At 65.6% G+C, this 26647-nt stretch carries 19 protein-coding genes and 1 tRNA gene; 14 read left to right on the top strand and 6 right to left on the bottom strand.

Annotation, left to right across the window (positions count from 1 at the left end; genetic code table 11):
* Nucleotides 1-154 precede the first annotated feature (154 nt).
* Complete coding sequence (locus VRZ08_RS02335) at nucleotides 155-3928, bottom strand: vitamin B12-dependent ribonucleotide reductase (protein ID WP_414531449.1); 3774 nt, start codon at nucleotides 3926-3928, stop codon at nucleotides 155-157.
* Nucleotides 3929-4593: 665 nt separating this feature from the next.
* Between VRZ08_RS02335 and VRZ08_RS02330 the strand changes: the two genes are divergently transcribed.
* The 7 genes from VRZ08_RS02330 to VRZ08_RS02300 all read left to right on the top strand — a co-directional run bounded on the left by VRZ08_RS02330 (nucleotide 4594) and on the right by VRZ08_RS02300 (nucleotide 12025).
* Entirely contained in the window at nucleotides 4594-5493 is a 900-nt protein-coding gene (locus VRZ08_RS02330) for a DMT family transporter (protein WP_414531448.1), read from the top strand.
* Between the two features lie 107 nt (nucleotides 5494-5600).
* Nucleotides 5601-6590: a hydroxyacid dehydrogenase gene (locus VRZ08_RS02325; RefSeq protein WP_414531447.1), complete on the top strand. Its 990-nt coding sequence runs from the start codon at nucleotides 5601-5603 to the stop codon at nucleotides 6588-6590.
* A 199-nt stretch (nucleotides 6591-6789) separates the two neighbouring features.
* Entirely contained in the window at nucleotides 6790-8220 is a 1431-nt protein-coding gene (locus VRZ08_RS02320; protein WP_414531446.1) for an amidase, read from the top strand.
* Between the two features lie 87 nt (nucleotides 8221-8307).
* The gene (locus VRZ08_RS02315) at nucleotides 8308-8865 is read left to right on the top strand and encodes a hypothetical protein (RefSeq protein ID WP_414531445.1); all 558 of its coding nucleotides are present in this window, start codon (nucleotides 8308-8310) and stop codon (nucleotides 8863-8865) included.
* Nucleotides 8866-9000: 135 nt separating this feature from the next.
* The gene (locus VRZ08_RS02310) at nucleotides 9001-10131 is read left to right on the top strand and encodes an 8-amino-7-oxononanoate synthase (protein WP_414531444.1); all 1131 of its coding nucleotides are present in this window, start codon (nucleotides 9001-9003) and stop codon (nucleotides 10129-10131) included.
* Nucleotides 10128-10766, top strand: a complete 639-nt coding sequence (gene bioD, locus VRZ08_RS02305; RefSeq protein ID WP_414531443.1) for a dethiobiotin synthase — start codon at nucleotides 10128-10130, stop codon at nucleotides 10764-10766. The genes VRZ08_RS02310 and bioD overlap by 4 nt, the downstream gene beginning before the upstream one ends.
* A complete protein-coding gene (locus VRZ08_RS02300; RefSeq protein WP_414531442.1) occupies nucleotides 10763-12025 on the top strand; it encodes an adenosylmethionine--8-amino-7-oxononanoate transaminase in 1263 nt (420 codons plus the stop codon). The genes bioD and VRZ08_RS02300 overlap by 4 nt, the downstream gene beginning before the upstream one ends.
* A 212-nt stretch (nucleotides 12026-12237) precedes the next feature.
* Here VRZ08_RS02300 and VRZ08_RS02295 read toward each other — a convergent pair whose 3' ends face one another.
* The 4 genes from VRZ08_RS02295 to VRZ08_RS02280 all read right to left on the bottom strand — a co-directional run bounded on the left by VRZ08_RS02295 (nucleotide 12238) and on the right by VRZ08_RS02280 (nucleotide 15751).
* Complete coding sequence (locus VRZ08_RS02295) at nucleotides 12238-12849, bottom strand: hypothetical protein (protein WP_414531441.1); 612 nt, start codon at nucleotides 12847-12849, stop codon at nucleotides 12238-12240.
* A gap of 18 nt (nucleotides 12850-12867) precedes the next feature.
* Nucleotides 12868-13605, bottom strand: coding sequence for a CerR family C-terminal domain-containing protein (locus VRZ08_RS02290; RefSeq protein ID WP_414531440.1), 738 nt, complete (start codon nucleotides 13603-13605; stop codon nucleotides 12868-12870).
* A 308-nt stretch (nucleotides 13606-13913) separates the two neighbouring features.
* Nucleotides 13914-15323: a type I glutamate--ammonia ligase gene (glnA, locus tag VRZ08_RS02285; protein WP_107344859.1), complete on the bottom strand. Its 1410-nt coding sequence runs from the start codon at nucleotides 15321-15323 to the stop codon at nucleotides 13914-13916.
* An 89-nt stretch (nucleotides 15324-15412) separates the two neighbouring features.
* Entirely contained in the window at nucleotides 15413-15751 is a 339-nt protein-coding gene (locus VRZ08_RS02280) for a P-II family nitrogen regulator (protein WP_011158515.1), read from the bottom strand.
* 412 nt (nucleotides 15752-16163) lie between these two features.
* On the opposite strand from VRZ08_RS02280, the gene VRZ08_RS02275 reads away from it, so the two are divergent.
* The gene (locus VRZ08_RS02275) at nucleotides 16164-17663 is read left to right on the top strand and encodes an NAD(P)H-hydrate dehydratase (protein ID WP_414531439.1); all 1500 of its coding nucleotides are present in this window, start codon (nucleotides 16164-16166) and stop codon (nucleotides 17661-17663) included.
* Between the two features lie 48 nt (nucleotides 17664-17711).
* Here the strand turns inward: VRZ08_RS02275 and VRZ08_RS02270 are convergent, their stop codons facing one another.
* Nucleotides 17712-19031: a multicopper oxidase family protein gene (locus tag VRZ08_RS02270; protein ID WP_414531438.1), complete on the bottom strand. Its 1320-nt coding sequence runs from the start codon at nucleotides 19029-19031 to the stop codon at nucleotides 17712-17714.
* Between the two features lie 5 nt (nucleotides 19032-19036).
* Between VRZ08_RS02270 and VRZ08_RS02265 the strand changes: the two genes are divergently transcribed.
* The 6 genes from VRZ08_RS02265 to lon all read left to right on the top strand — a co-directional run bounded on the left by VRZ08_RS02265 (nucleotide 19037) and on the right by lon (nucleotide 26646).
* A complete protein-coding gene (locus VRZ08_RS02265) occupies nucleotides 19037-19510 on the top strand; it encodes a MarR family transcriptional regulator (RefSeq protein ID WP_414531437.1) in 474 nt (157 codons plus the stop codon).
* Between the two features lie 168 nt (nucleotides 19511-19678).
* Nucleotides 19679-19763 (top strand) — tRNA-Leu (locus tag VRZ08_RS02260).
* A 148-nt stretch (nucleotides 19764-19911) separates the two neighbouring features.
* Complete coding sequence (tig, locus tag VRZ08_RS02255; RefSeq protein WP_414531436.1) at nucleotides 19912-21270, top strand: trigger factor; 1359 nt, start codon at nucleotides 19912-19914, stop codon at nucleotides 21268-21270.
* Nucleotides 21271-21584: 314 nt separating this feature from the next.
* The gene (locus VRZ08_RS02250; protein ID WP_107344854.1) at nucleotides 21585-22223 is read left to right on the top strand and encodes an ATP-dependent Clp protease proteolytic subunit; all 639 of its coding nucleotides are present in this window, start codon (nucleotides 21585-21587) and stop codon (nucleotides 22221-22223) included.
* Between the two features lie 392 nt (nucleotides 22224-22615).
* Nucleotides 22616-23890, top strand: coding sequence for an ATP-dependent Clp protease ATP-binding subunit ClpX (gene clpX / locus VRZ08_RS02245; RefSeq protein WP_011158509.1), 1275 nt, complete (start codon nucleotides 22616-22618; stop codon nucleotides 23888-23890).
* A 320-nt stretch (nucleotides 23891-24210) separates the two neighbouring features.
* Nucleotides 24211-26646 (top strand): endopeptidase La, encoded by a 2436-nt coding sequence (lon, locus tag VRZ08_RS02240; RefSeq protein WP_107355927.1) that lies wholly within the window; start codon nucleotides 24211-24213, stop codon nucleotides 26644-26646.
* Nucleotide 26647 lies beyond the last annotated feature (1 nt).

Below are 26647 nucleotides of genomic sequence, written 5' to 3'. Positions count from 1 at the left end.
TCCCTCTTGCCCATCGCATCTAATCACACGCAGTGCGCCAACTCCGAGGATCAATAGGCCAGCAGTAGCAATCGCGATTGTCATAGCGAGTCCCTTTCTCTGGTTTCTGAGTTCTCAGGAGAAGCTGTCTTGACGTACGCGCGCAAGACGTCTCTTACGAGCACCCCGTCGTGGACCCGCACGTATCGCACTTCATGCAGGTGCCATTCCGCACCAGCGTGAAGTTGCCGCACTCCGAGCACATCTCGCCTTCGTAGCCCTTGGCTTTGGCTTCGGCGCGGCGTTCGGCTTTGGTCGGGGCGGCCTGGGTCGCGGCGGTGGTGGCTTTGCTCCACTGCAGCGCTTCCAGCTTTTCGGTCGGCGACAGATCCGTCTGCACTTCCTGCTTCAGCGCGGTGGCGCCTTCGAGGGCGTCGCCGACGCGGGAGGAGGCGAGCGCGGTGACGGTCGGCGCGGCGCCGGCCGGGGCGTTGCGCGGCGTCGTCTCCGCCGGGTGGGCGGGGGTGCTGCGCATCACCACCAGATTGTCGGTGCGCGACCGGGTCAGGCCCTTGGACAGATACTTGGTCGCCGCCGCGGGGCCCGCGATCACGCCGCCATCCGGTACCTTGCCTTCGTCGACGCCCTTGCCGATGGCGTCGAAGCCGGTCTCGGTCGGATCGACATGGGCGAGGTCGAACCGGCCCATGTAGCTCACCGCCAGCTCGCGGAACACGTAGTCGAGGATCGAGGTGGCGTACTTGATCGAGTCGTTGCCCTGCACCGGGCCGGCCGGCTCGAACCGGGTGAAGGTGAAGGCGTCGACATATTCTTCGAGCGGCACGCCGTATTGCAGGCCGAGCGAGACCGCGATGGCGAAGTTGTTGATGAAGGAGCGCAGCGCCGCGCCTTCCTTGTGCATGTCGATGAAGATCTCGCCGAGGCGGCCGTCATCATATTCGCCGGTGCGCAGGTAGACCTTGTGGCCGCCGACCACCGCCTTCTGGGTGTAGCCCTTGCGGCGATCCGGCATCTTCTCGCGCTCGCGCATCACCACGATGCGCTCGACCAGGCGCTCCACCACCTTCTCGGAGACGTGCGCGGCGCGGGCGGCCATCGGCTTGTCGAGGAAGGTGTCGATGTCCTCGTCCTCGTCGTCGTCCGCGATCAGCTGCGCGTTCAGCGGCTGCGACAGCTTGGAGCCGTCGCGGTACAGCGCGTTGGCCTTCAGCGCCAGCTTCCACGACAGCATGTAGGCGGACTTGCAGTCCTCCACCGTGGCGTCGTTCGGCATGTTGATGGTCTTGCTGATCGCACCGGAGATGAACGGCTGCGCCGCGGCCATCATCCGGATGTGGCTCTCGACCGACAGATAGCGCTTGCCGATCTTGCCGCACGGATTGGCGCAATCGAACACCGCGTAGTGCTCGGGCTTCAGGTGCGGCGCACCTTCGACCGTCATCGCGCCGCAGATGTGGATGTTGGCGGCCTCGATCTCGCGCTTGGTGAAGCCGAGCGCGGTGAGGAGGTCGAAGTTCGGCTGCGCGATCTGCTCGGCTTCGATCTTGAGGACGTCCTTGAGGAAGTCCTCGCCGAAGGTCCACTTGTTGAAGGCGAACTTGATGTCGAACGCGGTCGGCAGCGCCTTTTCGACCTTGGCGAGTGCTTCATCGGTGAAGCCCTTGGCCTTCAGGGTCGAGGCGTTGATCGCCGGCGCATTCGACAGCGAGCCGTGGCCGACGGCGTAGGCCGAGATCTCTTCGATCTGGTGCTCCGGATAGCCGAGCACGCGCAAGGCGGCGGGCACGGCGCGGTTGATGATCTTGAAGTAGCCGCCGCCGGCCAGCTTCTTGAACTTCACCAGCGCGAAGTCGGGCTCGATGCCGGTAGTGTCGCAGTCCATCACCAGACCGATGGTGCCGGTCGGCGCGATCACGGTGACCTGCGCGTTGCGGTAGCCGTGCTGCTCGCCGAGTTCGAGCGCCTTGTCCCAGGCAGCCTTGGCGTGGGCGACGGCGTCCGGGATCGGGCAGCCGGCGTGGTCGAGCGGCACCGGGTTGACCGACAGCGCCTCATAGACCCGGGTCTCGCCATGCGCGGCGCGGCGGTGATTGCGGATCACGCGCAGCATATGGTCGGCGTTCTTCTTGTAGCCGGGGAAGGCGCCGAGCTTGGCGGCCATCTCGGCCGAGGTCGCATACGCGGTGCCGGTCATGATGGCGGAGAGGGCGCCGCACAGCGCGCGGCCTTCCTTGGAGTCATACGACAGACCCATGGTCATCAGCAGGCCGCCGATATTGGCGAAGCCGAGGCCGAGGGTGCGGAATTCGTAGGACAGCTCGGCGATCTGCTTGGACGGGAACTGCGCCATCAGCACCGAGATTTCCAGCACCACGGTCCACAGCCGGCACAGATGCTCGTAGGCGTCGAGGTCGAAGCGGTTGGCGCCGACATCGTAGAACGCCAGCAGGTTCGCCGAGGCGAGATTGCAGGCGGTGTCGTCGAGGAACATGTATTCCGAGCACGGGTTCGATGCGCGGATGTCGCCGGACGCCTTGCAGGTGTGCCAGTCGTTCATGGTGGTGTTGAAGTGCAGGCCGGGATCGGCGCTGGCCCAGGCCGCGGTGCCGATCTTCTCCCACAGGTCGCGGGCCTTCAGCGTCTTCACCACCTTCTTGTTGGTGCGGGCGGTGAGGTGCCAGTCGCCGTCGGTCTCGACCGCGCGCAGGAAGTCGTCCTTCAGCGACACCGAGTTGTTGGAGTTCTGGCCGGCGACGGTGAGGTAGGCCTCGCTATCCCAGTCGGTGTCGTAGATCGGGAAGTCGATCTCCTTGTAGCCCTGCTTGGCGAACTGGATGACACGCTTGATCATCGCGTCGGTCACCAGCGCGCGGCGCGCCAGCTTGACCTCGCGGCGCAGCGCAGGGTTCTTCTCCGGATCGAAGCAGTCGTCGCCCGAGCCCTGGCAGTTGACGCAGGCCTTCAGGATCGCCTTGAGGTGCTTCTGGTTGACCTTGGAGCCGGTGACCAGAGCGGCGACCTTCTGCTCCTCCTTCACCTTCCAGTCGATGTAGGCCTCGATGTCCGGGTGATCGACGTCGACCACCACCATCTTGGCGGCGCGGCGGGTGGTGCCGCCGCTCTTGATGGCGCCGGCGGCGCGGTCGCCGATCTTCAGGAAGCTCATCAGGCCGGAGGACTTGCCGCCGCCCGAGAGGCGTTCGCCTTCACCGCGCAGCCGCGAGAAGTTCGAGCCGGTACCGGAGCCATACTTGAACAGCCGCGCCTCGCGGACCCACAGGTCCATGATGCCGCCGTCGTTGACGAGGTCGTCCTCGATGCCCTGGATGAAGCAGGCGTGCGGCTGCGGGTGCTCGTAGGCCGACTTCGACTTGGTCAGCTTGCCGGTCTTGTAGTCGACGTAATAGTGGCCCTGGCCGGGGCCGTCGACGCCGTAGGCCCAGTGCAGGCCGGTGTTGAACCACTGCGGGCTATTCGGCGCCACCATCTGCATCGACAGCATGTAGCGCAGCTCGTCGAAGAACGCGCGGGCATCGTCTTCGCTCGAGAAGTAGCTGCCCTTCCAACCCCAATAGGTCCAGCAGCCGGCGAGGCGGTCGAACACCTGCTTGGCGGAATGTTCGGAGGTGTAACGCTCGCTCTCGGGCAAAGCGGTGAGGGCGTCGGTGTCGGCGACCGAGCGCCACAGCCACGACGGCACGCTCTCTTCTTCGACCTTCTTCAGGCGCGCGGCGACGCCGGCTTTACGGAAATACTTCTGCGCCAGCACGTCGGAGGCGACCTGCGACCAGAACTCCGGCACCTCGACATTCTCGAGGCGGAACACCACCGATCCGTCCGGATTGCGAATCTCGCTGGTCGTCAGCCTGAACGCGATGTCCGCGTAAGGAGACTGGCCGTCCTTGGTGTAGCGCCGTTCGATCTTCATCTCGTGCCCCGTTCAAGTCGCCCGAACCCCCGCCTTGGGTGGCCCAGGAAGTTGCTAGATGGACGAACCTTGTTCGCCCGGCGAGCCGTGACCCGGCTCCATCTGTTTTCGCGGGCAGAGGCGACGGCCGCATTTTTGCAGCCGGACACTCCACCCAACATAACGCCCCATGTCGCTTTGCGAGCCGTTTTGCCGGCCCGTCGGAATGCGCCCCAACGGTCGATTTAGGAGCAGACGACGCCTCGCCCCGCTGCCGCTGTGGCCGTCGGAGGTGGTCGGTCTGGACCCTTCTGGGAAACGTCCGGCGGGACAAAAACACTCCCTCGCTGGACGGCCCTGAAGCTAGGCCGACTCCGTCCGACCCGTCAAGCAATAGTGCGGGTTCCTGAATCAAATACTAAATGTGGTGGATTAGGGTGGAAAACAGGGGCCGTGGCTCGCCCTGACCCGGTCAAGTATCGGTGAGTCCTCAGAGATTCCAAAGATCAAAAACGCGGCGCGGCGCCGCCGATCGCGGCTGCACCCGCTGTTCACAGGACAGGTATTTTTTCGCTCCAGGGGCTTGCCAAACCCGACTCAGGAGAGACGGCCAAAAGGTGTCTGATTACGGGTGGCGCCGGGGGCCCAACACCGGCATTCTGCGCGCTCCTCCTGCCGGGTTTTCCATGTCCGATCCTTCTCCGATTCCCGCGCGCGGCCGCATCGCGTCCGGCGGCCTGGTGTTCCTGACCGTGACCACGGTGGCCTGGGGCCTGAGCTGGCCGGTCACCAAATATCTGATCGCGCAGTGGCCGCCGCTGCCGCTGCGCGGCCTGACCGGCATCGCCGGCTCACTGGCGCTGTTCGGCTATGCGGCGCTGCGCGGCGACAGCCTCTCCGTGCCGCGCGACCAGCGGCTGCGGCTGGTGGTGTCGGCATTCTTCAACGTCACGCTGTGGATGGCGGTGATGGGGCTGGCGCTGCTGTGGCTGCCGGCCGGAGAGACCGCGGTGATCGCTTACACAATGCCGGTGTGGACCGCGCTGCTCGCCTGGCCGCTGCTCGGCGAGCGGCTGACGCTGCGGCGGGTCGCGGCACTGGCACTGGCGTTCGGCGGCATCGCGGCGTTGATGGGCGCGGCGGGCTTCGCCGCCAGCATGACGAAGCTGCCCGGCATCCTGCTGGCGCTCACCGGCGCGCTCGGCTTCGCGCTCGGCACCATCTTCCTGAAGCGGTTTCCGATCGCGCTGCCCGGCGCCACGTCGGCGGCGTGGCAGATCGGGCTCGGCTGCATTCCGGTGGCGGTGATCGGGCTCGCCTTCGAGATCCCGCACGCTTCGGTGCTGACGCCGCTCGGCTGGGTCGGGCTGGTGTATCTCGTCGTGATCCAGTTCTGCGTTGCTTACGTCTGCTGGTTCGCCGCGTTGCAGCGGCTGCCGGCATCGGTCGCGGCGATCGGCACCATGGCGACGCCGGTGATCGGCGTCATCGCCTCGGCGGTCGCGCTGCACGAGCCGCTCGGCGTCGGCCAGATCGCCGCGCTGGTGATGACGCTGACCGGCGTGGCGCTGGCGACGCGGTCCTGATCCACGGCAATTGCCGGTGGACCGCGCCGCGCGCGGCCTGATACAAAATGCCGTCGCCGCCATCTCACGAGCGGCGCGGACAACGAACAAGACCCCAGGGGCATGACATGACGTCCAACACGAAGAAGCTGCTGGTGACGGAATCGTTGTCGCAGCGGGGCAGGGCGCTGATCGCCGAACGCGGCGATATCGAGATGATCGAATTTCCCAACATGATTTCGGCGGAGGATTTCGACGCGCTGTTGCGCGCCGAGGCGCCGGTGCACGGCGTCGCGCTCGGCGCCACAAGGTTCGGCGAGCGCGAACTCGACGCGGCGCAGGAGATGCGCGTGGTGGCGCGGATCGGCGTCGGCTTTGATGCGATCGACGTGCCGGCGCTGAACAAGCGCAAGGTGCCGCTGATGACTGCCGGCACGACGAATTCGCCGTCGGTCGCCGAGCAGGCGCTGTTCATGATGCTGACGCTGGCCAAGCGCGGCGCCGAGCTGCACGCGCTGGTGAAGACCGGCGCCTGGGCGACGCGGCTCGGGCTGCTGCCGTTCGATCTGTTCGGCAAGACGGTGCTGATCGTCGGCTTCGGCCGGATCGGCACCCGCACCGCCAAGCGCTGCCTGGCGATGGAAATGACCGTGCTGGTGTACGACCCTTACGTGGCCGCGGCAGCGATCGAAGCGGCCGGCTGCAAGGTAGTGGACGATCTCGCCGCGGCGCTGCCGGAGGCCGATTTCGTCAGCCTGCACTGCCCGAAGACGGCGGAGACCACCGGGCTGTTCGACGCGGCGCTTCTGTCGAAGATGAAGCCGACCGCGTATCTTATCAACACAGCGCGCGGCGGCATTGCGGTCGAGCAGGCGCTGTACGAGGCGCTGCTCGCCGGCAAGCTCGCCGGCGCCGGGTTAGACGTGTTCGAGCAGGAGCCGCCGCCGCACGGCCACAAGCTGTTCGATCTGCCCAACGTGATCATCGCGCCGCACGTCGCCGGCGTCACCCGCGAAGCGCTCGACCGGATGGGCGAGCAGACCGCCCGCAACATGCTGAGCGTGCTCGACGGCGATCCGATCCGCGTCAACGTCGTCAATCAGGACGTGCTCGGTTAGTTGGCCCCTCAGCGCTCATCACCTTAGCGCGCGTCACTGCGAGCACCCGGATCGGCGTTCCGCGCCGTCCGAGCACAGGCTCCGCGAAGCAATCCAGGGCCGCAAGTCCCGAGATTGGATTGCTTCGTCGCTTCGCTCGCAATGACGCCTCAAACATCATTGCATCATCACCAAAACAAGATTCGGGGAGAGGTCCATCATGGCGTTCAAGGAGTACGGCGATTACGACGGCGTCGGGCTCGCCGAACTGGTCCGCAGCAAACAGGTTACCCCTGCCGAATTGCTCGACGAAGCCATCGCGCGGACCGATGCGCTCGATCCCACGCTGAATGCGGTGGTGGTCCGGCACGACGATTACGCGCGCAAGCAGATCGAAGCCGGTCTGCCGCAGGGGCCGTTCAGCGGGGTGCCGTTTGTCTTGAAGGATCTCGACCTGCTCGCCGGCACCCGCACGACCTTCGGTGCCAGCCTCTACAAGGATTTCGTCGCGCCCCACACCGGCACGCTGGCGGGACGGTTTCTCGCGGCCGGCGTGACGATCTTCGGCAAGAGCGCCAGCCCGGAATTCGGCCTGATGCCGACCACGGAGTCGCGGCTGCACGGCCCGACCCGCAATCCGTGGAACACGGATCATTCCTCCGGCGGCTCGTCGGGCGGTGCTGCGGCGGCCGTCGCCGCGCGCATCTTGCCGGTGGCGCATGCCAGCGACGGTGGCGGCTCGATCCGGATTCCGGCCTCCGCCTGCGGCGTGTTCGGGCTGAAGCCGACGCGGGCACGCAATCCGATCGGCCCGGATCGCGGCGAGGGCTGGGGCGGCTTCGCCTGCGGTCACGTCGTAAGTATCAGCGTCCGTGATAGTGCGGCGATGCTCGATGCGCTGCACGGCCCGGAGCCATCGAGCCCTTACGTTGCGCCGCCGCCCGAGCGTCCGTTCGCGGAGGAAGTCGGCCGCGAACCGGGGCGGCTGCGGATCGCGTTCACCGACTGCTCGACCTATGGCGATGCGATCGATCCGGAAGTCGCGGCGGCGGTGCGTGATACCGCAAGGCTGCTCGAAGGCCTCGGTCACCACGTCGAAGAACGCGCGCCGGTACTACCTGCCGATCCGGCGCAAGTGATCGCCACCATCGTTGCCTGCAACACCGGCCTTGCGGTGCAGCTCGCCGAACAGACAGTCGGCCGCGCCATGACCGAGCGCGATTTCGAAGTGCTGACGCTGGCGTCGGCCGCTAATGCACGCAAAGCGAGCGGTGTCGATTATTGCGCGGCGCAGCTCGCCGCGTTCCAGATCTCACGCGCGATGGCTGATTTCTTCGCGAACGTCGACGTGTTCTTGTCGCCGACACTCTGCACGCTGCCGCTGCGGATCGGCGAGATCGATACCATGGCGCACGACCTCTCCGGGATCAGCCCGACGCTTCGTCGGTATATTCCGGGCACGAGCCTGTCTAATATGTCCGGACAACCGTCGATGTCAGTGCCGCTGGCCTGGAGTGCGAGCGGCCTGCCGATCGGCATGATGTTCGCAGGCCGGTTCGGTGACGAAGCCACGCTGTTGCGTCTTGCTGCGCAGCTCGAGCGTGAACGGCCGTGGAAAACTCGGCGCCCACCGGTCTGTGCCTCGACATAGCCACACAAAATAGAAACCAGCGACCATTGTCTGCGTTGACGTGTTCGGCCTTGGTGTTGTCTTCAGGCCGACTGGAGGAGCTTTGTATTGACTGCCAACGACCCGACCGATGAAGCGCTCGCGGCGATCGCGAGCATCTTCGAAAAGCCCGACGCCAAGGCGGCGGCGCGAGACGAAGTGGTGCCGGAGGAGGGCTCGCCCTCTGTCCCGCCGTCGTCCGATGCCGACGCGCAGGGCGACGAGCCTGTTGCGGCCGAGGCAATGTCCGACAGCGATGTCTCCGAGTCCGCCGCTGAACCGGTGAAGACGACCGACGAGCCCGCGTCGGGAGCGGTGCCGGAGCCCGACGACAGCGACGACGATCTCGAACGCTATACGCGCGAGGGCCCGGGACCGCTGGATGCGCTGCGCTTCAAATGGCGCATGCGCCGCGACGACCGTGGTTATTTCGTCGACGAGACCATCGGGGCCAGCGTGCATCCGATTTCCAGCGGGCCGATGTCGCGTGTCGATGCCATCGCCTTGATTGAGGCCCGCGACCAGGAGACCCGGCGCCGGTTCGAGGCGCTGCGCCACGAGATCGTGATGGGCCCGTCTGAGCGGGGCTATGACGAGGACAGTGACGAACTCGACGACGCGCGCTAAGCAAGGGCCGCGCTGAGCCGGCCTGTGGTTCCCACCGCCCGCGGCCGCCCGTGCGCCGCATAACACCACCTGCGGCGGTCAAACGACGGCAGCGCCCGCTCTGCGGCAAGCTGCCGCACCACCAGGACTAGATCAATGTACCAGAGCCTTGAAGCCGACCTGCGTTCACTTGCGGATGCGGGGCGACGACGCACGCTCCAGCCGCGCGCCGGCGTCGACTTCACGTCCAACGATTACCTCGGCCTCGCCGAGTCCGACGAACTGCGCCAGGCCGCCGCCGATTCAATCGCGCGCGGCGTCCCGGTTGGAGCCGGCGGTTCGCGCTTGCTGCGTGGTAATCACGAAGAGCACGAAGCGCTCGAAGCGGAAGCGGCCGATTACTTCGGTGCGGAGAGTGCGCTGTATCTCGGCGGCGGCTTCAGCGCCAACCATGCGATCTTCGCGACGCTGCCGCAGCGTGGCGATCTCGTGCTGTACGACGAACTGATCCACGCCAGCGTGCACGAAGGCATGCGCCGTGGCCGCGCGACCTGTGAAAGCATCCCACATAGCGACATCGATGCCTTCGATACACGGCTGCGGCAATGGCGAGCCGGCGGTGGCCGCGGCCGCGCCTGGATCGCGGTCGAAAGCGTGTACAGCATGGACGGCGACAGCCCGCAGCTCGACGAGCTGGTCGCGGTGGCGGATCGGCACGACGCCATTCTGGTGATCGACGAGGCGCATGCCACCGGCGTCTGCGGACCGGAGGGGCGGGGGCTGGCCGCCTCATTCGAGGGCCGCGCCAACGTGATCACGCTGCACACCTGCGGCAAGGCGCTCGGCACCATGGGCGGCTTCGTGCTCGGCCCGAAGATCGTGCGCGACTTCCTGGTCAACCGGGCGCGGCCGTTCATCTTCGCCACTGCGCCGTCGCCGCTGATCGCTGCGGTGACGCGGGCGGCGCTCGGCATCAGCCGTACCCGGCCGGAGCGGCGGGAGCGGCTCGCATCGCTGGTCGCGTTCGCGGACCGCGAATTGAAGCAGCGCTGCGGCATCACCTCGTCCGGCTCGCACATCCTGCCGATCATTGTCGGCGCCAATGCCACCGCGGTGGCGCTGGCGGCATCGCTGCAGCGGCGCGGCTTTGACGTCCGCGCGATCCGGCCCCCGACGGTGCCGGAAGGCACCGCGCGGCTGCGCATCGCGCTCAGCGCCAATCTGTCGGAGGACGTGATCGCCTCGCTGTTCGCGGCACTCGCCGAAGACATGAGGGCGGCGGCATGAGCGCGCGGATCGTCGTCACCGGCACCGACACCGGCATCGGCAAGACCGTGTTTGCTGCTGCGCTCGCCGGCGCGCTGGATGCCAGCTATTGGAAGCCGGTGCAGTCCGGCCTCGAAGACGAGACCGACGCCTGCGCGGTGCAGCGGCTGTCGGGACTTGCCGCCGATCGCATCCTGCCGGAGCGCTACCGGGTGAAGACGCCGGCGTCGCCGCATCTCGCCGCGGCGATCGACGGCGTCAGCATCGACTGCAACGCGCTCGAATTGCCCGCGGTACCGCGTCCGCTGGTGGTCGAGGGCGCCGGCGGACTGATGGTGCCGCTGACGCGCGAGGTGACTTACATCGACGTATTCGCGCGCTGGAAAGCACCGCTGGTGCTGTGTGCCCGCACCTCGCTCGGCACGATCAACCACACGCTGCTGTCGATCGAGGCGATTCGGGCGCGCGACATTCCGCTGCTCGGCGTCGCCTTCCTCGGCGACGAAAACGCCGACTCCGAACAGATCATCACCGAGCTCGGCCGCACCCGCCGGCTTGGCCGATTGCCGCGGCTGGCTTCGCTCGAGGCGGCCGCGCTGCGTGCTGCATTCGCGGCGGCGTTCGATCCGCGGGACTTTGTTGGAGACGCGCCATGAGCCACACCTCGCCGGTCTGGCATCCGTTCACCCAGCATGCGGTGCAGGGTGAAACCCCGACGATCGTGCACAGCGAGGGCGCCTGGCTTCAAGCCGATGACGGACGGCGGATCTTCGATGCGATCAGTTCATGGTGGGTGGTGACGCATGGCCATCGCCATCCGACCATCATCTCGGCGATCAAGCAGCAGGCCGATCAGCTCGATCAGATCATCTTCGCCGGCTTCACCCATCCGCCGGCCGAACAGCTTGCGCAGCGCCTGGTCGAGATCACGCCGCCCGAGCTGACGCACGTGTTCTACTCCGACAGCGGCTCGACCTCGGTCGAGGTCGGCTTGAAGATGGCGCTCGGCTATTGGCTGCATTCCGGTGAAAACCGGCGGCGCATTCTGGCGCTGGAGGGCGCGTATCACGGCGACACCATCGGCGGCATGTCGGTCGGCGAACGCGGCGTGTTCAACGCGCCCTACGATCCGCTGCTGTTCGACGTCAGCCGGCTGCCGTTTCCGCGCGCGGGAGCCGAGCAGGCGACGCTCGACGCGCTGGAGCAGGCGTGCCGCGCCGAGGCGGTGGCGGCGCTGATCGTCGAGCCGCTGGTGCTCGGGGCCGGCGGGATGCTGATCTATCCGCCGTGGGTGCTGGCCGAGATGGCGCGGATCTGCAAGGCGCGTGGCGTGCTGCTGATCGCCGACGAAGTCATGACCGGCTGGGGCCGCACCGGCACGCTGTTCGCGTGCGAACAGGCGAACGTCGTGCCCGACATTGCCTGCTACTCCAAAGGACTGACCGGCGGCTCGGTGCCGCTTGCGGTGACGATGTGCCGGCGCGAGATCTTCGACGCGCATTTCTCGACCGACCGGCGCAAGACGTTCTTTCACTCCAGCTCCTACACCGCCAATCCGATCGCCTGCGCCGCGGCGCTGGCTAATCTTCAGGTGTGGGCAAGCGAGCCGGTGCGGCAGCGGATCGGCGATCTCGCCGCGGTTCACGCCCGCGCGCTCGATCGTTTTCGCGACGACACGCGCTTCGCCAACGTCCGCCAGATCGGCACCATCGCGGCGGTCGATCTCGAGGTCGGCGACAGCGGTTATCTCGCCGACGTCGGGCCACGGCTGTACGCGTACTTCATCGCCCGCGGCCTGTTGGTCCGTCCGCTCGGCAACACTATCTACCTGATGCCGCCCTATTGCAGCACGGCGGCAGAGATCGAGACGGTGTACGAGGCGATCGCCGCGGCACCCGAGGTGCTGGGCGCGTAGCGGCGACGTAAGCTCGCTTTAAGACCTCATGGTGAGGAGGCGCGAAGCGCCGTCTCGAACCATGGGCCGCGAGCCCGTGCGGTGCCTTCATCCTTCGAGACGCCCGGCTCCGCCGGGCTCCTCAGGATGAGGAGCCCGTGCTTCGTTGGCGCTATCGCTTCAGCTGATCGATGAAGCATTCGAGGCGAGGGGGAAGAGCAGATTGTCTGCTGTTACTTCTTCGGGGTGAACGCCTGCGAGATCCGGGCCCAGGTCTTCTCGTACACCGCGGCGGTCTCGTCGAGGCCGGCCTTGAGCGCGTTCCAGGTCTCGTCGCCGGCGGCCGACAGTTGCGTCAGCTTCGGGCCGAGCGTCTTTTCGGTTTCTTCGGTCCAGCGGCGGAGCTGGGATTCCATTTCCTTGCGGCCCTGTTCGAGCGCTGCGGCGGTGCCGGTCTGGATCGTCTCCAGCGACGACAGGAACGATTGCCGTTGCGCTTCAGCGCGGGCGGCGAGCGCATCCTTGACCAGCCCGGCCTGATCGCCGGCGGTGCCGAGGAATTTCTGGAACGCCAGTTCGACCTCGTTCCACTGCGCCGAGACCGCCGACAGCGCGGCGTCGGTCACCTGCTTGGAGGCGCCGAGATCGGCCTGCAGTGCGTTGACTTGGGCCTGGAAAGCGTCACGCGCGGTGCGGAGCTGCGCAAGGGCTTCCTGCGCCTTGGCGCTCGAGGCGTCGCCGAGCTTGGCGGCCGCTTCCTCGATCTTGGCGATCGTCGCGGCGGACTCGTCGAGTTTCTGCTTGGTCCATTCCAGATAGGCTTGAGTGAGATCGGGCTTGGTCATGGCAGCTTCCTTTTGAAGTCAGGCCGTGGGTGATGGTTGGGCTCCGAACGCGGAGCCGAGCGGGGGATGGACGTCGGACGGGGCGCCTGCGCCGATGCCGAGCAGTTCGGCCAGCGCCAGCCGCCGGACGGCCGTCTCGACGGTCCGCTTTCGCTCGGCGTCGAATGTGTCCCAGCCGAGTGAACTCAGCATGACGTTGCGCATGGTGCGGAAGTTGGAGATCGCGCCGAGCACGATCGCGACACGGACCTTCAGGTCCTCGTCGTCCGGCGAACGTCCGGTGGCGGCGGCCACTTCGGCGATCAGGGCGGCCTGAAACCGCGCGACCGACTGGTAATAGATGATGCGGAAGGCATCGTCGGCGTCGCGCTCGCAGCGGACGAAGAACACCGTCCAGGCCTCGGGCTCTTCGTCGCCGGCGATGAACTGGAAGAAGCGCATCACCACCGCGTCGATGTGACGGGCGGGATCGGCGCTGGCCGTGCGGAGCTGGTCGATCAGCGGCTCGATCCGGGATCGCATGTAGTCGGCGATCGCTTGCGCGGCGGCGAGGTACAGCTCGCGCTTGCCGCCGAAGTGATAGGGGATCGCCGCCTGATTGACTTTGGCCCGCTCGGCGAGCTGGCGGGTGGTGGCGCCGTGGTAGCCGACCGAGCCGAACACCTCGATCGCCGCCTCGATCATCCGGGCGCGCGTGTCGTGGCTTTGCGAGCCGAGCGCGGGCCGGAGCAGGGCGGTGTGGCCGTTGGACTTCATCGTCGACGCCTCATTGGCGTCTGTTTAATTCATTCGAATGAATGAGACTTTGCGCTGGATCAATCGTGCTCGCCCGCACGCGATGGCCGCTGTCGCAGGCATAGGGGGGCCTTCATGTTTTCACGCGGACGCACCACCTGTGCGCCTGGTTCGAGATGGTCGCCCCGAGTCCTGACGACGAGGTCGTCCAGAGTGCCTGCCGCGGCACGGCGTTGTGAGAGCGGTTCTATTTTTGATGAAGCGCATCATCCAAAAGAAAAAGGCGCCCCGCGAGGAGCGCCTTTCCCTAACTGGTATCGCGGAAGCGACTAGTACGAGTAGTACATCTCGAACTCGACCGGGTGCGGGGTCATTTCGAACCGCGCGACTTCGGTCATCTTCAGCTCGATGAAGGCGTCGATGAAGTCGTCATCGAACACGCCGCCGGCCTTGAGGAAGGCGCGATCCTTGTCGAGGTTCTCGAGCGCTTCACGCAGGCTGCCGCAAACGGTCGGGATCTGCTTCAGCTCTTCCTTCGGCAGGTCGTACAGATCCTTGTCCATCGCCGGACCCGGATCGATCTTGTTCTTGATGCCGTCGAGGCCGGCCATCAGCATCGCCGCGAAGGCGAGATACGGGTTGGCCATCGGGTCCGGGAAGCGGACTTCGACGCGCTTGGCCTTCGGCGAGGTGGTGTAGGGGATGCGGCACGAGGCCGAGCGGTTGCGGGCCGAGTAGGCCAGCAGCACCGGCGCTTCATAGCCCGGGACCAGACGCTTGTAGGAGTTGGTCGACGGGTTGGTGAAGGCGTTGATCGCCTTGGCGTGCTTGATGATGCCGCCGATGTAGTGGAGGCAGGTTTCCGACAGGTCGGCGTACTTGTTGCCGGCGAAGGTCGGCTTGCCGTCCTTCCAGATCGACTGGTGCACGTGCATGCCCGAGCCGTTGTCGCCGTAAACCGGCTTCGGCATGAAGGTCGCGGTCTTGCCGTAGATGTGGGCGACCTGATGGATGCAGTACTTGTAGATCTGCATCTGGTCGGCCATGTGGGTCAGGGTGTCGAACTTCATGCCGAGCTCGTGCTGGGCCGAAGCGACTTCGTGGTGATGCTTCTCGACCTTGACGCCCATCTTGGCCATCGCGCCGAGCATCTCCGAGCGCATGTCCTGCACGGAATCCTGCGGCGGAACCGGGAAGTAACCGGCCTTGGTGCGGATGCGGTGGCCGAGGTTGCCGCCTTCGTACTCGGTGTCCGAGTTGGTCGGCAGTTCCGACGAGTCGAGCTTGAAGCCGGTGTTGTACGGGGTCGCCGAATAGCGCACGTCGTCGAACACGAAGAACTCGGCTTCGGGGCCGACGAACACGGAGTCGCCGATGCCGAGCGCCTTGACCTGGGCTTCCGCCTTCTTGGCGATGCCGCGCGGATCGCGGTTGTAGGGCTCGCCGGTCGACGGCTCGAGAATGTCGCAGGTGATCACCATGGTGGTCTCTGCGAAGAACGGGTCGATCGTCGCGGTCGACGGATCCGGCATCAGGGTCATGTCGGACTCATTGATCGCCTTCCAACCTGCGATCGAAGAACCGTCGAACATGGTGCCTTCGGAGAAGATGTCCTCGTCGATCATCGACACGTCGAAAGTGACATGCTGCCACTTGCCGCGCGGATCGGTGAAACGCAGATCGACGTATTTCACGTCGTTGTCCTTGATGGATTTCAGGACTTCTTTAGCGGTCGTCATGAGTACCCCTTTGCTACGGGTCGTCGTGAAATGGCGGCCGGATCGGCCGCCAGGTGATGCGATCAGGCGAGGGTTGATAGGCCGGGTGCTTAGATGGCGTCCAGTCCGGATTCGCCCGTCCTGATGCGGATGGCTTCTTCAATGTTGGAAACGAAAATCTTGCCGTCGCCGATGCGGCCGGTCTGGGCGGCGCGCCGGATGGCGTCGATCGCTTTCTCGACCAGGTCGTCGGCGATCACGATCTCGATCTTCACCTTGGGCAGGAAGTCGACGATGTATTCCGCGCCGCGATACAATTCGGCGTGGCCCTTCTGCCGGCCGAAGCCCTTGGCTTCCGTGACCGTGATCCCCTGCAATCCGACTTCCTGCAGCGCTTCTTTGACCTCGTCGAGCTTGAACGGCTTGATGATGGCTTCGATCTTCTTCACTTACACTCTCCCCGGACTTCCCACGTCGTGAGTCGGCATGTGTATGCCAGATTGCGCGACGCTGCGCAGTTGATCGATAACACCGCGGCCGACTGGGTGAGCAACACCATCCCCAAATCCCGCCAGGCCGGAACTCGGAAAACGGTCGCGCAGACCCCGCCTCAAAGAGGCGAGCGCGAGGGATCGAAACTGGCTTCCGTAAAAGCAGGGTCCGTGCCAATTTGCGCACCGGCCGATTGTGAAGCTTTATCAGGATATTAATCGCCCGCAGCGTTCACTCAGCGGATGCAAAATGGGCTTTGCCTGATCAATTGTTCAGCAATCGGCCTATGAATTGTGCATTTGAAGGTTTTGTCCGGTCTCGCACCGTTGATGCTGCCTTCGCTGCAGGCGACTGTACCGGGAATTGGGCATGGAACTGTTGACGCCCGCTGAAATGGACCGCGCCGACCTTTTGACGATCGCAGGCGGATCGTCAGGCTTCGCGCTGATGCTGCATGCCGGCCGCCACGTCGCCCAGGCGGCGATCGATCTGGCCGAAGAAGGTCCGATCCTGGTGATCGCCGGTCCCGGCAACAACGGCGGCGACGGGCTGATTGCCGCGACCGAATTGGTTGCACTCGGCCGCACCGTGCACGTGATGCTGCTCGGCGAACGCGAGGCATTGAGGGGCGATGCGGCACTGGCGGCGCGGGAGTGGAAGGGGCCGCTGCTGCCATTCCTCACCCAGTCGATCGGCTCGCCGGCGCTGATCATCGACGCGCTGTTCGGCTCCGGCCTCAACCGGCCGGTGAAGGATCAGGCGCTCGAGGTGATCGAGGCGGTGAACCACAGCGGCGTGCCGGTGCTGGCGGTCGACCTGCCGAGCGGCATCAATGGCGCCACCGGCGCCGTGATGGGCGCGGCGATCCGGGCGCGCGAGACCGTCACCTTCTTCCGCCGCAAGATCGGCCACCTGCTGCTGCCCGGCCGGCTGCATTGCGGTCAGGTCCGGCTGGTCGACATCGGCATCGAGCCCGGGGTGCTGGGCGAAATCCGGCCGCAGGCGTTCGAAAACGATCCCGATTTGTGGCTTCCCAACTTTCCGGTGCCGCGTGCCGACGGCCACAAATACGGCCGCGGCCACGCGGTGGTGGTGTCGGGTGAGCTGTCGCAGACGGGGGCGGCGCGGCTGGCGGCGCGGGGCGCGCTCCGTGCCGGCGCGGGTCTGGTGACCGTGGCGTCGCCGCGCGACGCGCTGGCCGTGAATGCGGCGGCGCTGACTGCGGTGATGGTGCGGCCGGTTGATACGCCGGAGGAGCTCGGCACCATGTTGGCCGACCGCCGTTTCAACGCCATCGGGATCGGGCCAGGCGCCGGGATTGGCGATGAGACCCGCGGCAAGGTGCTGGCGGCGCTGGCTGCCGGCGCCGCGGTGGTGCTCGACGCCGACGCGCTGACCAGCTTCGCCGGGCATCCGGAGGAATTGTTCGAGGCGATCAAATCGTCCAGCAACCCGCAGGTCGTGCTGACGCCCCACGAAGGCGAATTTCCGCGCCTGTTCAGCGATATGAGCAACAAAAATCCACTTCGCTCGAAGCTTGAACGAGTTCGCGTAGCGGCGCAGCGCTCCGGGGCCGTGGTGCTGCTCAAGGGCGCCGATACGGTGGTGGCGTCGCCGGACGGCCGGGCGGCGATCGCCGCCAATGCGCCGCCGTGGCTGGCGACCGCCGGCTCAGGCGACGTGCTGACCGGGATCATCACCGGCCTGCTGGCGCAGCGCGTCCCGGCGTTCGAGGCTGCCTGTATCGGCGTGTGGATGCACGGCGAGGCGGCGTGCGAGGCCGGTCCGGGCCTGATCGCCGAGGATCTGACCGAGACCCTGCCGGCGGTGCACCGCCGGGTCTATGACGCGCTCGGCATCGAGTACTGACGGTTCCGAAAAAGAGTCTCGATTCCCCCGGGGCTTGGAGCCGGACTCTCAGGTGACGAGATAGCTCCGCACCAGCCGCGGCTCCGACCATTTCGCTGCGTAGGACTCGATCAGCCAGAGCCCGGGATACTCCGCCGCAAAGGCGATGCGCTGGGTCTGGCCGGCGTCGATCGCCAGCGTATCCAGCCAGAATGGTTTCCAGCCGTCATCGAGCCGGTCGAGCAGCCGGAAGTGATGGCCGTGCAGGTGAAACACCATCGGCATGGTGGCGTGGTTGGTCAGCGCCAGCACCACGGTGCGGCCGCGCTTGACCTGAAATGCTGGGCCGGCCGCCGGGTTGAACTTGTCCGGCGCGAACCAATCGAGCTGCGCATTGACCAGGGCGCCGAGCAGCAGCTCGGTTCGGAGCGCTCCGCCGAGCGGCAGCTGGGTTGGAAGGCCTGCGGCCGGCAGCGGCGCCGGCTGCGGCAGCGGCGCCGGGCGGAGCGGATCGCCGGCATAGACCAGCTTGCCGAGCTCGGTCGGCTTGCCGCCATCGTGCAGAGTGATCGCCGCCCGCGATCCGGCAGCCTTTGGGGTGTCGATCAGCGTATCGACTCGGCCGCCCGGCGCGATCACCAGCGCACCGCCGCGCGCCAGGAACGGCTCCGCCGGCTGGCTGTCGAGGGCCATCACCCAGACGTTGTGATCCTCGATTTTGAGCGCGATCACATTGCGTTGGCAGGCGTTGATGAAGCGGAATCTAAATCGGCCGTTGGTCCGCACGGCAAACTCCGCCGACGGTTTGCCATTGACCGTGTAGAGCCACGGCGTCGCGCCGGCATCGACACCGGCGGGGCGCGGCTTGCCGTCGTCGCCGAGGCGGTAGTCTTCGATCAGCACCACCTGATCGCCGTCGGCCTGCGGCGGCTCCGGCTCGGTGACGATCAGCGGCAGCGCCGGCATCGGTGCCGGTCCGGCGTCGGCGGCCAGCCGGAGGTCGGCGAGCAGGGTGCCGGCCGACCGTAAGGTGAGCAGGAAGCTGTCGCTGCCGCCGGGCGGGACCGGCTGCATCTTCACCAGCGGCTCGGCCGCCCCGGCGCCGCCGAGGCCGCGCAGCGTCAGCAGCGCCGGCTCGGCGAGCTTGTTGTCGAACTGTACCGTGACCTCGTCGCCGCGCAGCAGCGGCGGGCCTTCGAGGCTCAAGATCGGCCGCGCCACCGCAGCCGCCCCCGGCTTCAGCACGACCGAGCCCATGGCGGCGCGGAGCAGCAGCGTCTTGCGTGCCGGCGCAGCCGCGGCCTGGATCGGCAGCGTTGGCGCGACCGTTACGGCGCCGAGGCCGGCGAGCACGGTGCGGCGGGACAGGGCAGGCGGCTGATCGAACATGTGTGATGCGGACCACGTTCGCCGCGCGCTGTCCAGCGGTCTGCGACAACGTGATGCTTGAGGTGTCCGAGATTCGGCTCCTAAGACTGAGTTCCCATTTGCTGCATGACGAGGCTGCCTTCTCCATCATGACGACGACCGAAGATGCCGGTTGGCTCGAACGACTCTCTCTTATTCTCGACGCGTTTCGGGAGATTCACCCCGAAATCACTGCCAACCAGATCCTCGTGTTGCTGCAGATCGGGGGCAAACCCGGCATCACCCAGCGCGAGCTTTCGGAGCGCACGGGCCTCAAGGACGGCACGATTTCGCGAATCTGCGCACTGATGTCCGAGCGCGGCCATCAGGATCGCGCCGGCCTGTCGATCGTCGATATCCGCGGCGTACCGGGCGATTACCGCCTGAAAGGCCAGTATCTGGTCGGTCGCGGCACCGATCTCTACGCCCGCGTACAGTCATTGATGACCGCCGGCAGCTGAGCGAGGAGGCGGTTTGGGGCGGTAACCCGTGTCGGCTCGCAGCAAGCGTCGCCGATCTGCGACGGCCCGCCGCGGTTGGTAAAAGCTGCGGGTTTCTCTTGATGCGGGCCCTATATGTCATGCTATAAGCCGCCGCCCGCGGCATCGCGGCCGGACATGATGCTCTTCGCGGGCGTGGCGGAATTGGTAGACGCGCTGGATTTAGGTTCCAGTGACGAAAGTTGTGGGGGTTCGAGTCCCTCCGCCCGCACCACGCAAGTGCTTTTGCTCATGACGATTTTCGGAGGGCCGTCCGCCAGGACGGATGTCCGCCAACCCGATGGTGCAGGCCGCGAGGCCGCATCGTACAGTTCGACCATTTCCGGTCCTTCGGCCGGAGCCAAGAGAAGAAGATTGACGCCATGCAGGTCAAGGAAACCGTTGCCGACGGATTGAAGCGCGAATTCCAGGTCAATGTCCCGGCTGCGGACATCGACGCCAAGATCGACGAGAAGCTCGCCGATCTGAAGGACAAGGTGCGCCTCAACGGCTTTCGTCCGGGCAAGGTGCCGACCGCTCACCTGAAGCGCGTCTACGGCCGTTCGGTCGCCGCCGAGACCATCGACAAGCTGGTCCGCGACACCAATGACGGCATCTTCTCCGAGCGTGGCTTCCGGCTCGCGACCGAGCCGAAGATCACCATGCCGCAGGACCAGAAGGAGATCGAGGACATCCTCGAGGGCAAGTCCGATCTCAACTACACCGTCGCGATCGAAGTCGTTCCGGCGATCGAACTGGCCGACTTCAAGAGCTTCTCGGTCGAGAAGCCGGTGGTCGAGGTTGCCGATTCCGACGTCGATGAAGCGATCAAGCGTATCGCCGACGCCAACCGCGCCTATGCCGACAAGGCGGAAGGCGCCAAGGCCGACACCGGCGACCGCGTCACCGTGTCGTTCAAGGGCACCATCGACGGCGTCGCGTTCGACGGCGGCACCGGCGAGGACATCCCGGTGGTGATCGGCTCGGCGTCCTTCATTCCGGGCTTCGAGGATCAGCTCGTCGGCATCGCGGTCGGCGAGACCCGCACCATCAAGGTGACGTTCCCGACCAACTACGCCAGCGAGACGCTCGCCGGTAAGCCGGCCGAGTTCGAGACCACCGCGACCAAGCTCGAGGCTCCGCAGGAGACCACGATCGACGACGAGTTCGCCAAGACCCTCGGCCTGGAGTCGCTCGACAAGCTGAAGGACGCCGCCAAGGCCCGTCTCGCCGCCGAATATGCCGGCGCTTCGCGGCTCAAGGTCAAGCGCCAGCTGCTCGACCGCCTCGACGAAGCCCACAAGTTCGATGCTCCGCCGTCGCTGATCGAGCAGGAGTTCGAGGTGATGTGGCGGTCGATCAATGCCGAGATGCAGTCGACCGGCAAGACCTTCGCCGACGAGAACACCACTGAAGACGCCGCGAAGGAAGAGTACCGCAAGATCGCCGACCGCCGCGTCCGCCTGGGCCTGGTGCTGTCGGAGATCGGCGAGAAGAACAAGATCCAGGTCACTGACGACGAAGTCAGCCGCGCGGTGATCGAGCGCGCCCGTCAGATGCCGGGCCGCGAGAAGGAAGTCTGGGACTTCTACCGCTCCAATCCGGAAGCGCTGGCCCAGCTCCGCGCCCCGATTTACGAAGACAAGGTGGTCGACTTCATCCTGGAGCTCGCCAACGTGACCGAGAAGCCGGTCACTCGCGAGGAGCTCTACAAGGACGAGGACGACAAGACCGCGGCCTGATCCGCATCGTCTCAAGAATCATCGCTGCGGCCGCCGTGATACCGTCACGGCGGCCGTTTTGCGTCGTCAGGCACCGTTAACGATGCGGCGTGAAAGCCGGCTCGCGGGCGGCGAAAAGCCGTTCGTCGGTTTTGCCGGGATTGGCCGAATCGGTATCAACTCACAGGTGGAAACGGGGCCCACCCTTGTCGCCGCGCAATCGGCTCATATCTGTGACCTCGCTTCACGTCCTGCATCACGGGGCGAACGCCTGCGGCGGAGCCGTTTTTTGTCGCTCCCGCGAGCTGTCGCCTACGACAACCCTCAGGTGATTTATGCGCGATCCGGTGGAAACCTACATGAACCTCGTGCCGATGGTGGTCGAGCAGACCAACCGCGGCGAACGAGCCTACGACATCTTCTCGCGCCTCCTGAAAGAGCGGATCATCTTCGTCACCGGCCCGGTCGAAGACGGCATGTCGACGCTGATCGTCGCGCAGCTTCTTTTCCTCGAAGCGGAAAATCCGAAGAAGGAAATTTCGATGTACATCAACTCGCCGGGCGGGGTGGTGACATCGGGTCTGGCGATCTACGACACCATGCAGTTCATCCGTCCGCCGGTCTCGACGCTGTGCACCGGTCAGGCCGCGTCGATGGGCTCGCTGCTGCTCGCCGCCGGCCACAAGGACATGCGGTTCTCGCTGCCGAACGCGCGGATCATGGTGCATCAGCCGTCCGGCGGCTTCCAGGGCCAGGCGACGGACATCATGCTGCACGCCCAGGAAATTCTGAACCTGAAGAAGCGGCTCAACGAGATCTACGTGCATCACACCGGTCAGACCTACAAGGCGATCGAGGATGCGCTGGAGCGCGACAAGTTCCTGACCGCCGAAATGGCCCGGGAGTTCGGTATCGTCGACAAGGTGATCGACAAGCGCCCCGAAGATCCCGCGCCGGCCCCGAAGGCTGGCTGAGCCGCGAGTGTCCCGAGGTCGGGGATTCTGCCCTCGGGATTCTCACAGGAAAGCCCCAATGTTCCGCTTTCGTGCCGAGCTCCCGCGTGACAATGGCGCAACGCTGCGTTGATTTCAGCGACCAAGGGTCGCGCAGACGCAACAAATCACGCTATTGTCACGTCGGCCGGCGTCCGGCCGATTAGCGAATTCTTGATAGACGGGTGACAGTCTGATTGGCTGAACCTGATCGACGAAAGTGCTTGGGGGATTCGAACTCGGTCGCGGTTCGCGGCCAGACTGATGCGGGGGTCTTTTCTGGTACGGAAATTGCTAACTTTAAACTCGACTGCCGGGCATCGGCTCGGATCAGGCGATGACCGGAAAAGACCGAACGGCGGACGGAGATAGAAATGAGTAAGGTCGGTACGAGCGACTCCAAGAACACCCTGTACTGCTCGTTCTGCGGAAAGAGCCAGCACGAGGTCCGCAAGCTGATCGCCGGCCCCACGGTATTCATCTGCGATGAATGTGTGGAACTGTGCATGGACATCATTCGCGAGGAGAACAAGTCCTCGCTGGTGAAGTCGCGTGACGGAATCCCGACGCCGAAGGAGATCTGCAAGGTTCTCGATGACTACGTCATCGGTCAGAACCATGCGAAGAAGGTTCTCTCGGTCGCGGTCCACAATCACTACAAGCGGTTGAACCACCAGACCAAGCACAACGACGTCGAACTGGCGAAGTCGAACATCCTGCTGATCGGTCCGACGGGCTCGGGCAAGACGCTGCTGGCGCAGACGCTGGCGCGGATCCTCGACGTGCCGTTCACGATGGCGGATGCGACGACGCTGACCGAAGCCGGCTACGTCGGTGAGGATGTCGAGAACATCATCCTGAAGCTGCTGCAGGCGGCCGACTACAATGTCGAGCGGGCGCAGCGCGGCATCGTGTACATCGACGAAATCGACAAGATCAGCCGCAAGTCGGACAATCCCTCGATCACCCGCGATGTTTCGGGTGAGGGCGTCCAGCAGGCGCTGCTGAAGATCATGGAAGGGACGGTGGCGTCGGTCCCGCCGCAGGGCGGCCGCAAGCATCCGCAGCAGGAGTTCCTGCAGGTGGACACCACCAACATCCTGTTCATCTGCGGCGGTGCGTTCGCCGGCCTCGAGAAGATCATCTCGTCGCGCGGTCGGACCACCTCGATCGGCTTCGCGGCGCAGGTACTCGCGCCGGAAGATCGCCGCACCGGTGAGATCTTCCGCCACGTCGAGCCCGAGGATCTGCTCAAGTACGGCCTGATCCCGGAATTCGTCGGCCGTCTGCCGGTGGTCGCCACCCTGGAAGACCTCGACGAGAACTCGCTGAAGAAGATCCTGACCGATCCGAAGAACGCGCTGGTCAAGCAGTACCAGCGGCTGTTCGAGATGGAGAACGTCGAGCTCACCTTCGCCGACGAAGCGCTCGGTGCGGTCGCCCGCAAGGCGATCGAGCGCAAGACCGGTGCCCGCGGCCTGCGGTCGATCCTGGAGAGCATCCTGCTCGAGACCATGTTCGACCTCCCGGGCCTGGAAGGCGTCGAGGAAGTGGTGATCTCGCGCGAAGTGGTCGATGGCACCGCTCGGCCGCTTTACATCTATGCCGACCGCACCGATCGTGCGGCCGAGACCAGCGCCAGCGCCTGACGCGCAGCGCCGACGCGGCGGCCCTCCGGGCCGCTGCCGCAACGATCAGAACGGGCTGCCGCCGCGTGTGGCGGCTCGTTTCTGTGCATCAGCATTCCGCGCCAAAGCCGGACAAAACGTTGCGTTTTCCACGACTTGACACCCCACCGCCGGATAGCCACCTAATTGGTCGGCGATGACAAGCGTTTTCAGGATTCGCCTCAATCATTCCGGAGACCGAGGCCCTGACCGGCCGGAGAAGACCGGACACCTCCGCACCTCGTGACGGCAGCGCCGATGGCGGGCCGAGGGCGAGGGGGCAAAACGAAAGGAACGGGGCCATGACCGCCACCAAACCCAGGCCATCGATCACCTACGGCGAAAGCCACTCCTATCCGGTTCTTCCGCTGCGCGACATCGTCGTGTTTCCGCACATGATCGTGCCGCTGTTCGTCGGCCGCGAGAAGTCGATCCGCGCCCTCGAAGAGGTGATGAAGAACGACGCGCTGATCATGCTGGCGACGCAGAAGAACGCGTCCGATGACGATCCGGCTCCCGATGCGATCTACGAGATCGGCACGCTGGCCAGCGTTCTGCAGCTGCTGAAATTGCCCGACGGCACCGTCAAGGTGCTGGTCGAAGGCCTCGCGCGCGCCAAGGTCGACAAGTACACCGATCGCGCCGATTACTACGAGGCCGACGCCGTCGCGCTCGAAGACAGCGATGCCAGCTCGGTGGAAGCCGAAGCGCTGGGCCGCTCGGTCGTGTCCGACTTCGAGAGCTACGTGAAGCTCAACAAGAAGATCTCGGCCGAAGTCGTCGGCGTGGTGCAGTCGATCACCGACTTCGCCAAGCTTGCCGACACCGTCGCCTCGCATCTCGCTGTCAAGATCGCCGACCGCCAGGGCATCCTGGAGACGCTGTCGGTGACGCAGCGGCTTGAGAAGGTGCTCGGCCTGATGGAGAGCGAAATCTCGGTCTTGCAGGTCGAGAAGCGCATCCGCTCGCGCGTCAAGCGCCAGATGGAGAAGACCCAGCGCGAGTACTATCTCAACGAGCAGATGAAGGCGATCCAGAAGGAGCTCGGCGACGAAGACGGCCGGGACGAACTCGCCGAACTCGAAGAGAAGATCGCCAAGACCAAGCTCTCCAAGGAAGCGCGGGAGAAGGCGCAGCACGAGCTGAAGAAGCTGCGCCAGATGTCGCCGATGTCCGCGGAAGCGACCGTCGTGCGCAACTATCTCGACTGGCTGCTGTCGATCCCGTGGAACAAGAAGTCCAAGGTGAAGAAGGATCTGGAAGCGGCGCAGGCCGTGCTGGATTCCGATCACTACGGACTGGAGAAGGTCAAGGAGCGGATCGTCGAGTATCTCGCGGTGCAGTCGCGCGCCAACAAGCTGTCGGGCCCCATCCTGTGCCTCGTCGGCCCGCCCGGCGTCGGCAAGACCTCGCTCGGCAAGTCGATTGCCAAGGCGACGGGACGCGAGTTCGTCCGCGTGTCGCTCGGCGGCGTGCGTGACGAAGCCGAGATCCGCGGTCACCGCCGCACCTACATCGGCTCGATGCCCGGCAAGATCATCCAGTCGATGCGGAAGGCGAAGACGTCGAACCCGCTGTTCCTGCTCGATGAGATCGACAAGATGGGCGCCGATTTCCGCGGCGATCCGTCCTCGGCTCTGCTTGAGGTGCTCGACCCCGAGCAGAACGGCACCTTCAACGACCACTATCTCGAGGTGGACTACGATCTGTCCAACGTGATGTTCATCACCACGGCGAACACCCTGAACATTCCGGGGCCGCTGATGGATCGTATGGAGATCATCCGGATCGCCGGCTACACCGAGACCGAGAAGGTCGAGATCGCACGCAAGCACCTGATCCCGCTGGCGCTGACCAAGCACGGTCTGGAGCCGAAGGAGTGGTCGATCGACGACGACGCGTTGTTGCTCGTCATCCGCCGCTACACCCGCGAGGCCGGCGTCCGCAACCTCGAGCGCGAGATCTCTACGCTCGCGCGGAAGGTGGTGAAGGACTTGATGCTGTCGAAGAAGAAGTCGGTCCACATCGACGAGAAGCAGATCGAGGAATATCTCGGCGTGCCGAAGTTCCGCTTCGGCGAGATCGAGAAGGACGATCAGGTCGGCGTGGTGACGGGTCTGGCGTGGACGGATGTCGGCGGCGAGCTGCTGACGATCGAAAGCGTGATGATGCCGGGCAAGGGCCGGATGACCGTCACCGGCAACCTGCGCGACGTCATGAAGGAATCGATCCAGGCGGCGGCGTCCTACGTCCGCAGCCGCGCGATCACCTTCGGGATCGAGCCGCCGTTCTTCGAGAAGCGCGACATCCACGTCCACGTGCCGGAGGGGGCGACCCCGAAGGACGGCCCGTCGGCCGGCGTGGCGATGGCGACCACCATCGTGTCGGTGCTGACCGGCATCCCGATCCGCCGCGATATCGCCATGACCGGCGAGATCACGCTGCGTGGCCGGGTGCTGCCGATCGGCGGCCTCAAGGAGAAGCTGCTCGCCGCTGCCCGCGGCGGCATCAAGACGGTGCTGATCCCGGAAGACAACGCCAAGGACCTCACCGAGATTCCGGACGCCATCAAGGGTGGTCTCAACATCATCCCGGTGGCGCGGATGGACGAGGTGATCGCCAACGCGCTGACCCGCGCGCCGGTGCCGATCGTCTGGGAAGAGGACACCAAGCTGCCCGGCACCCCGGACAGCGCGGAAGCCTCCGACGAAGCCGGCGGTGGCCTGACCGCCCACTAAG

The organism is Rhodopseudomonas sp. G2_2311 (assembly GCF_047501505.1).
In the GTDB taxonomy this organism is placed as follows: domain Bacteria; phylum Pseudomonadota; class Alphaproteobacteria; order Rhizobiales; family Xanthobacteraceae; genus Rhodopseudomonas; species Rhodopseudomonas palustris_H.
The sequence above is the reverse complement of the archived record's forward strand: the minus strand, read 5'-3'. Positions and strand labels throughout refer to the sequence as shown.

What these genes read in the sequence shown, in the direction of transcription:
- lon (WP_107355927.1), top strand. Translation starts at nt 24,211, where the DNA reads ATGACCGCCACCAAACCCAGGCCATCGATCACCTACGGCGAAAGCCAC.
- VRZ08_RS02300 (WP_414531442.1), top strand. Translation starts at nt 10,763, where the DNA reads ATGAGCCACACCTCGCCGGTCTGGCATCCGTTCACCCAGCATGCGGTG.
- VRZ08_RS02275 (WP_414531439.1), top strand. Translation starts at nt 16,164, where the DNA reads ATGGAACTGTTGACGCCCGCTGAAATGGACCGCGCCGACCTTTTGACG.
- VRZ08_RS02290 (WP_414531440.1), bottom strand. Translation starts at nt 13,605, where the DNA reads ATGAAGTCCAACGGCCACACCGCCCTGCTCCGGCCCGCGCTCGGCTCG.
- tig (WP_414531436.1), top strand. Translation starts at nt 19,912, where the DNA reads ATGCAGGTCAAGGAAACCGTTGCCGACGGATTGAAGCGCGAATTCCAG.
- VRZ08_RS02295 (WP_414531441.1), bottom strand. Translation starts at nt 12,849, where the DNA reads ATGACCAAGCCCGATCTCACTCAAGCCTATCTGGAATGGACCAAGCAG.
- VRZ08_RS02335 (WP_414531449.1), bottom strand. Translation starts at nt 3,928, where the DNA reads ATGAAGATCGAACGGCGCTACACCAAGGACGGCCAGTCTCCTTACGCG.
- clpX (WP_011158509.1), top strand. Translation starts at nt 22,616, where the DNA reads ATGAGTAAGGTCGGTACGAGCGACTCCAAGAACACCCTGTACTGCTCG.
- VRZ08_RS02325 (WP_414531447.1), top strand. Translation starts at nt 5,601, where the DNA reads ATGACGTCCAACACGAAGAAGCTGCTGGTGACGGAATCGTTGTCGCAG.
- VRZ08_RS02330 (WP_414531448.1), top strand. Translation starts at nt 4,594, where the DNA reads ATGTCCGATCCTTCTCCGATTCCCGCGCGCGGCCGCATCGCGTCCGGC.
- bioD (WP_414531443.1), top strand. Translation starts at nt 10,128, where the DNA reads ATGAGCGCGCGGATCGTCGTCACCGGCACCGACACCGGCATCGGCAAG.
- VRZ08_RS02310 (WP_414531444.1), top strand. Translation starts at nt 9,001, where the DNA reads ATGTACCAGAGCCTTGAAGCCGACCTGCGTTCACTTGCGGATGCGGGG.
- VRZ08_RS02265 (WP_414531437.1), top strand. Translation starts at nt 19,037, where the DNA reads ATGCGGACCACGTTCGCCGCGCGCTGTCCAGCGGTCTGCGACAACGTG.
- VRZ08_RS02270 (WP_414531438.1), bottom strand. Translation starts at nt 19,031, where the DNA reads ATGTTCGATCAGCCGCCTGCCCTGTCCCGCCGCACCGTGCTCGCCGGC.
- glnA (WP_107344859.1), bottom strand. Translation starts at nt 15,323, where the DNA reads ATGACGACCGCTAAAGAAGTCCTGAAATCCATCAAGGACAACGACGTG.
- VRZ08_RS02250 (WP_107344854.1), top strand. Translation starts at nt 21,585, where the DNA reads ATGCGCGATCCGGTGGAAACCTACATGAACCTCGTGCCGATGGTGGTC.
- VRZ08_RS02320 (WP_414531446.1), top strand. Translation starts at nt 6,790, where the DNA reads ATGGCGTTCAAGGAGTACGGCGATTACGACGGCGTCGGGCTCGCCGAA.